The 6,020-nt window shown below is 30.8% G+C and carries 4 protein-coding genes; all 4 read left to right on the top strand.

Annotated elements, in window-relative coordinates; translation table 11 throughout:
- A partial coding sequence (locus tag AB2369_RS10700; RefSeq protein ID WP_367666470.1) for a ComF family protein occupies nt 1-483 on the top strand: 483 nt, incomplete at its 5' end.
- 518 nt (nt 484-1,001) lie between these two features.
- The gene (raiA, locus tag AB2369_RS10695) at nt 1,002-1,529 is read left to right on the top strand and encodes a ribosome-associated translation inhibitor RaiA (RefSeq protein WP_367666469.1); all 528 of its coding nucleotides are present in this window, start codon (nt 1,002-1,004) and stop codon (nt 1,527-1,529) included.
- 149 nt (nt 1,530-1,678) lie between these two features.
- Nucleotides 1,679-4,183, top strand: coding sequence for a preprotein translocase subunit SecA (gene secA, locus AB2369_RS10690; protein ID WP_367666468.1), 2,505 nt, complete (start codon nt 1,679-1,681; stop codon nt 4,181-4,183).
- 125 nt (nt 4,184-4,308) lie between these two features.
- Nucleotides 4,309-5,416, top strand: a protein-coding gene (gene prfB / locus AB2369_RS10685) for a peptide chain release factor 2 (protein ID WP_367666467.1) whose coding sequence is annotated in 2 segments (ribosomal slippage) — nt 4,309-4,374 and nt 4,376-5,416 — 1,107 coding nt in all. Because the reading frame shifts where the segments join, the coding sequence is not laid out codon by codon here.
- Nucleotides 5,417-6,020: the final 604 nt, after the last annotated feature.

Below are 6,020 nucleotides of genomic sequence, written 5' to 3'. Positions count from 1 at the left end.
TGTATATATTATAATGATTATGCTAAGGACTTAATATTAAGACTAAAATCTAAGAAAGATTTTATGGCAGGGGAAGTCTTAGCTAAATTTATGATAAATACCATAAAGGAGCAATCCATAGATTTTCATTATATTGTACCAGTACCTATACCTAAGAGTAAACTTAAAAAAAGAGGTTTTAATCAAAGTTTATTTTTAAGTAAGAAAATAGGAGAGTATTTTAATAAGGAAGTTTTAGATATACTTTATATTAATAAAGAAGTAAAAGAACAAAAATTATTAAAAGAGGAAGATAGATTAGCTAACCTTAAAGATGCTTTTTCTATTAGTAATTTCTGTAAAGAAAAGATTAAGGGAAAGAGTATATTGCTCGTAGATGATGTTATAACAACAGGATCCACTGTTTATAATTGTAGCATTCCGTTAATTGAAGATTCCGACAATTATGTTAGGGTATTGACTGTAGCTAAATCTAGTATATAATATTAATGTAAAGCTAGGTTTGTGGTTGAAAGTCGATGCCAGTCGCAGGCAAAACGATCCACGTAAGTTAAACAAAAGGTTTAATGATCATGGTGCGGCTTAGAGGTTAGTCCTGCCACATAGTGAGAGGGTTAGTAGTGAGAGGTTAATTCTGGGTAGCAAAAGCTCCAGCAGGCGAGTGTGGGGTCAAAGACCAGGTCAACTAGCTTTACTAAATAAAGTATATAATATTCAATAAATATAAAAGACTTTGGATATATCCAAAGTCTTTTTTGACCTTCATTTTCTATAATAGCATAAAAGATAATAATTATCAAATACTATAGTAAAGGGAAAATCTTCAGAAAAGTTAGAATAGTAAGAGAAAGTTTAAGTTAATCAAAGTAAGGGTTTCTAACCGTAGAAATTTAAATTTTGTAAAATTTACATATTTAGATTAAAATAAAAGTAACAAAAGAAGAACATAATAAATAAAGTAATATAAAGTATTTTTAACATAAAGAGAGGGGCTGGAGTTTATGAAAGTAAGAATAGTTGCTAAAAATATTGATTTAACACAAGGACTTAAGGAAGCGGTGGATAGAAAGCTATCGAAGCTGGATAAATATTTCAACCCTAATGTAAATGCTAATGTGACACTAAGTGTTCAAAAGAGTAGGCAAATAGTAGAGGTAACTATACCTTTTAATGGGATACTATTAAGAGGAGAGGAAGCTACAGAAGATATGTATGCTTCAATTGATGTAGTAATTGATAAATTAGAAAGGCAAATAAGAAAACAAAAAACAAAACTTCAAAGGAGAAATGGTGGAGACTCATTAAGATTCCAATCTATACCTGAAATTGAGAATGCTAAGGATAAAGAACCAGAAATAGTAAAAACTAAGAGATTCATAATGAAGCCAATGTCTACAGATGAAGCTATACTTCAAATGGAGCTTTTAGGACATAACTTCTTTGTATATGAAAACTCAGATGATGGAGAAGTAAATGTAATATATAGAAGAAAAGATGGAAATTATGGTTTAATAGAACCAGAAGTATAATAAAATGTAAATAACAGATAATATAAAGAGCTACTTGGAAAAAGTAGCTCTTTAAATTTAGCCATGTATTTATTATATATGTTGAAATCATAATAATTTAAATGGTATAATTTATAAATAACATAACATAGACGTGTGAGGATAATAAAATGGGATTATTTAAGAAATTATTTGGATCATATAGTGAAAGAGAAGTAAAAAGAATTTTGCCTTTAGTAGATAAAATAGATTCATTGGAAGATTCCATAAAGCAGTTAAGCGATGAGGAGTTAAAGGGTAAGACTCTTGAATTTAAAAATAGACTAAATAATGGTGAGACTTTAGAGGATATATTACCAGAAGCTTTTGCTGTAGTTAGAGAAGGATCTAGTAGAGTTCTTGGAATGAGACATTATAGAGAGCAGCTTATAGGAGGAGTTGTTCTTCATCAAGGAAGAATATCTGAGATGAAGACAGGAGAAGGTAAAACTTTAGTTGCAACCCTTCCAGCTTATTTAAATGCTTTAAGCGGAAAGGGAGTTCATATAGTTACAGTAAATGACTATCTTGCAAAGAGAGATAAGGAATGGATGGGACAGATATATGAATTTCTAGGGCTTAAAACAGGTGTTATAGTTCACGAATTAAATAATGAAGAAAGAAGATTAGCCTATAACTCAGATATAACCTATGGAACTAATAATGAGTTTGGATTTGATTATCTAAGAGATAATATGGTTATATATAAGGAAGAAAAGGTTCAAAGAGATCTTAACTTCTCTATAGTTGACGAAGTTGACTCTATCCTTATAGATGAAGCTAGAACTCCTCTTATAATATCAGGAGAAGGAGATAAATCCACTGAGTTTTATAAGGTGGCAGATTTCTTTGTAAAAAGCCTTAAGGGAGAAACAGACTATACTATAGATGAAAAAGCCAAGTCTGTTATGCTAACAGAAGAAGGTATAAGAAAGGCAGAAAAGTATTTCCATTTAGAGAACTATGCAGATGCAGAAAATATGGAAATACAGCACCATGTAACTCAAGCTTTAAAGGCAAACTATCAAATGAAAATAGATAAAGATTACGTAGTTAAAAATGGTGAAGTTGTAATAGTTGATGAGTTTACAGGAAGAATAATGGAAGGTAGAAGATACTCAGATGGTCTTCATCAAGCTATAGAAGCAAAAGAGGGAGTTAAGGTAGAAAAAGAATCTAAGACTCTTGCAACTATAACATTCCAAAACTATTTTAGAATGTATAATAAATTATCAGGAATGACAGGTACAGCATTAACAGAAGAAGTGGAATTTAGAGAAATCTATGGACTAGATGTTATAGTTATACCTACTCATAGACCAATAGCAAGGGAAGATCAGGCAGATGTTATATATAAGACTGAAAAGGGTAAGTATAAAGCAATAATTGAAGAGATAGAAAAGTCTTATGAGAAAGGTCAACCAGTTCTTGTAGGTACTGTATCTATAGAGAATTCTGAACTGCTATCTTCTATGCTTAAGAAAAAAGGTGTTCCTCATCAGGTCTTAAATGCTAAGTATCATGAACAAGAGGCAGATATAATATCCCATGCAGGAGAAAAAGGCATGGTTACTATAGCAACTAATATGGCAGGTCGTGGTACTGACATAAAACTTGGAGAAGGAGTAACAGAAGTTGGTGGTTTAAAAATAATAGGAACTGAAAGACATGAATCTAGAAGAATAGATAACCAACTTAGAGGACGTTCTGGTCGTCAAGGAGACCCAGGAGCATCAAGATTCTATTTATCTCTTGAAGATGATTTAATGAGAATATTTGGTTCCGAAAAGCTTCAATCTCTTGTTGATAAGCTTGGACTTGAAGAGGATGAGGCTATAGAGAGTGGCATGGTTACCAAAGCTATAGAAAATGCTCAAAAGAAAGTTGAAGGTAATAACTTTGATATAAGAAAAACCTTACTTGGATATGATGATGTAATGAATAAGCAAAGAGAAATAATATATGCTCAAAGATCACAGGTTCTTGAAGGAGAAAATCTTAAAGAGCAAATATCTCTTATGATAGAAGAGACCATTGGTGCCGCAGTTAAGTCTCATATATCTGGAAATGAGGATAACTTTACAGAGGAATTAAAGAATCTTGTAAGTTATATGGAAGATATATTTGTACCTCATAATATGGTTAAGGTAGAGGAACTTGAGAAGTTATCTAATGAAGAGATAATAGATAAATATGAAGATATAGCTTTTGATATATATGAAGAAAAAGAAAGATCCTTTGGAGAAGAACAGATGAGAGAAATCGAAAGAGTTATTCTTCTAAGAATTGTTGATACAAAATGGATGGATCACATAGATAACATGGATCATTTAAAGCAGGGTATAGGTCTTAGAGCTTATAAGCAACAGGATCCAACTCAAGCATATCAGTTCGAGGGAAGTAATATGTTTGATGAAATGATATTTAACATAAAGGTAGATACAGTTAAGTTCTTAATGCATGTTCAAAATGAAAAAGCTCCAGAAAGAGAGAGAGTAGTTAAGGAAACAGCTACAAACTTAGATTCACAAGGTAAAAAGGTACCTGTTAAAAATGATAATAAGATAGGAAGAAATGAACCATGTAGTTGTGGTAGTGGAGTAAAATATAAAAACTGTTGTGGACGTGGAGCTTAATAGTAAAAAATCAAGGATTTGCAACAAAGTTTGCAAATCCTTTTTTATGTTATAATTATTGTAAGTAAGAGAAAGATTTTAAAGATAGAACTTAAATATGTAATATATAATAGAGGTGATTTTAAATGATATTAAAACTTCAAGAAGCTTTAGGAGAGCTTCAACCCTTAAAGGAAAAAATAGAGGAAATGAGGAACTCTCTTTGACCCTGCTAGTTTAGAGAGAAAAATTGATGAACTAGATAAAAGTATGGAGCAACCTGATTTTTGGGATGATATAAAAAAGGCAGGAGATATAACTAAAGAATCTAAAAGACTAAAAGATAAATTAGGTATATTTAAGTCCTTAGAACAGAGAGTAGAAGATGTTGAAGTACTTGGAGATATCGCAATGGAGGAAGATGATGAATCCTCCATTAGAGAGATTATAAAAGAAATTAATGAGCTTAAAAAAGATATAGAAAGTTATAGAATAGAGCTACTTCTTTCTGATGAATATGATAGGAATAATGCCATATTAAATCTTCATGCAGGGGTTGGAGGAACAGATGCCCAAGATTGGACTGAAATGCTTCTTAGGATGTATACAAGATGGGGTGAAGGTAAGGGATTTAAACTTGAAACCATTGATTATTTACCAGGTGATGAAGCTGGGATAAAAGGAGTAACGATAAAGGTCACTGGAGAGTTTGCTTATGGATATCTTAAGACTGAAAAGGGAATACATAGATTAGTAAGAATATCACCCTTTAATGCTAATGGAAAAAGACAAACTTCATTTGCTTCAGTGGAGGTACTGCCAGAGCTTACAGAGGATCAAGATATAGATATAAATCCAGCAGATTTAAAACTAGATACTTTTAGAGCTGGAGGTGCAGGGGGGCAGCATGTAAATAAAACAGAATCCGCCGTAAGAATAACTCATATACCAACAGGTATAGTGGTAGCCTGCCAGAATGAAAGAAGTCAACATAATAATAGAGATGTAGCTATGAAAATGCTTAAGGCTAAACTCATAGAACTTAAGGAGAGAGCCCATAAAGAAAAGATCGAAGATCTTACAGGAGAGCTTAAAGATATAGGATGGGGAAGTCAAATAAGATCCTATGTATTTCATCCTTATTCCTTAGTTAAGGACCATAGAACTAATACTGAAAATAGTAACGTCCAAGGGGTTATGGATGGAGATATAGATCTATTTATAAATGCCTATTTAACTAGTGATAATAATTAGGGAATAATTATATTAGTGAAATAAATATAATTTAAAGTAATGAAGCAAAGAAATGTGTTAAGACTTAAGTAGAAAATCCTATAAACATGTAAGCTTTAAATAGATGTAAATCATGGCATCTCAAAGTTTGATTAAAGATATGATTTTATATAACTTAAAATTAATTACATTATTAAAAAATATAATTAATTCTTTTAAAATAAAGGATTTTAAAAAATTAATAGGGAATAGAGTATTAAGGGTGCAAATAATGCACCCTTAATTTTGTAAGTTAAGATATATTAAAGAATAATGGCTTATCTAATTATATATTTTGTACAATACTATGCTTATATGATCTACTAATTAAGTGTTAGTAGCAACCATATAGTTCTATTACAAAGAATACATATTTGAGATTTTGTACATTATTTTTGTATATATGGCTAGTAGATTTAAATTCTAATAGATTATATAAAATTGTAAGTGGGGTCTTTTTCTTATTAATTACTTATAGAATAACTCTACAAAGTGATTACGAGTAAAGGAACTATTTACTAACTATAAGGAGGATATTATGGATAAAATTTTAGATAAGCTGAAGCGATTAAATAGGCAATTGAAT

The sequence above is a fragment of the Clostridium sp. genome, from assembly GCF_040797585.1.
Lineage (GTDB): Bacteria > Bacillota > Clostridia > Clostridiales > Clostridiaceae > Clostridium_Z.
The sequence above is the reverse complement of the archived record's forward strand: the minus strand, read 5'-3'. Positions and strand labels throughout refer to the sequence as shown.

Bases quoted from the DNA above. Each gene is read 5' to 3' on its own strand.
- raiA (WP_367666469.1), top strand. From the start codon at position 1,002: ATGAAAGTAAGAATAGTTGCTAAAAATATTGATTTAACACAAGGACTT.
- secA (WP_367666468.1), top strand. From the start codon at position 1,679: ATGGGATTATTTAAGAAATTATTTGGATCATATAGTGAAAGAGAAGTA.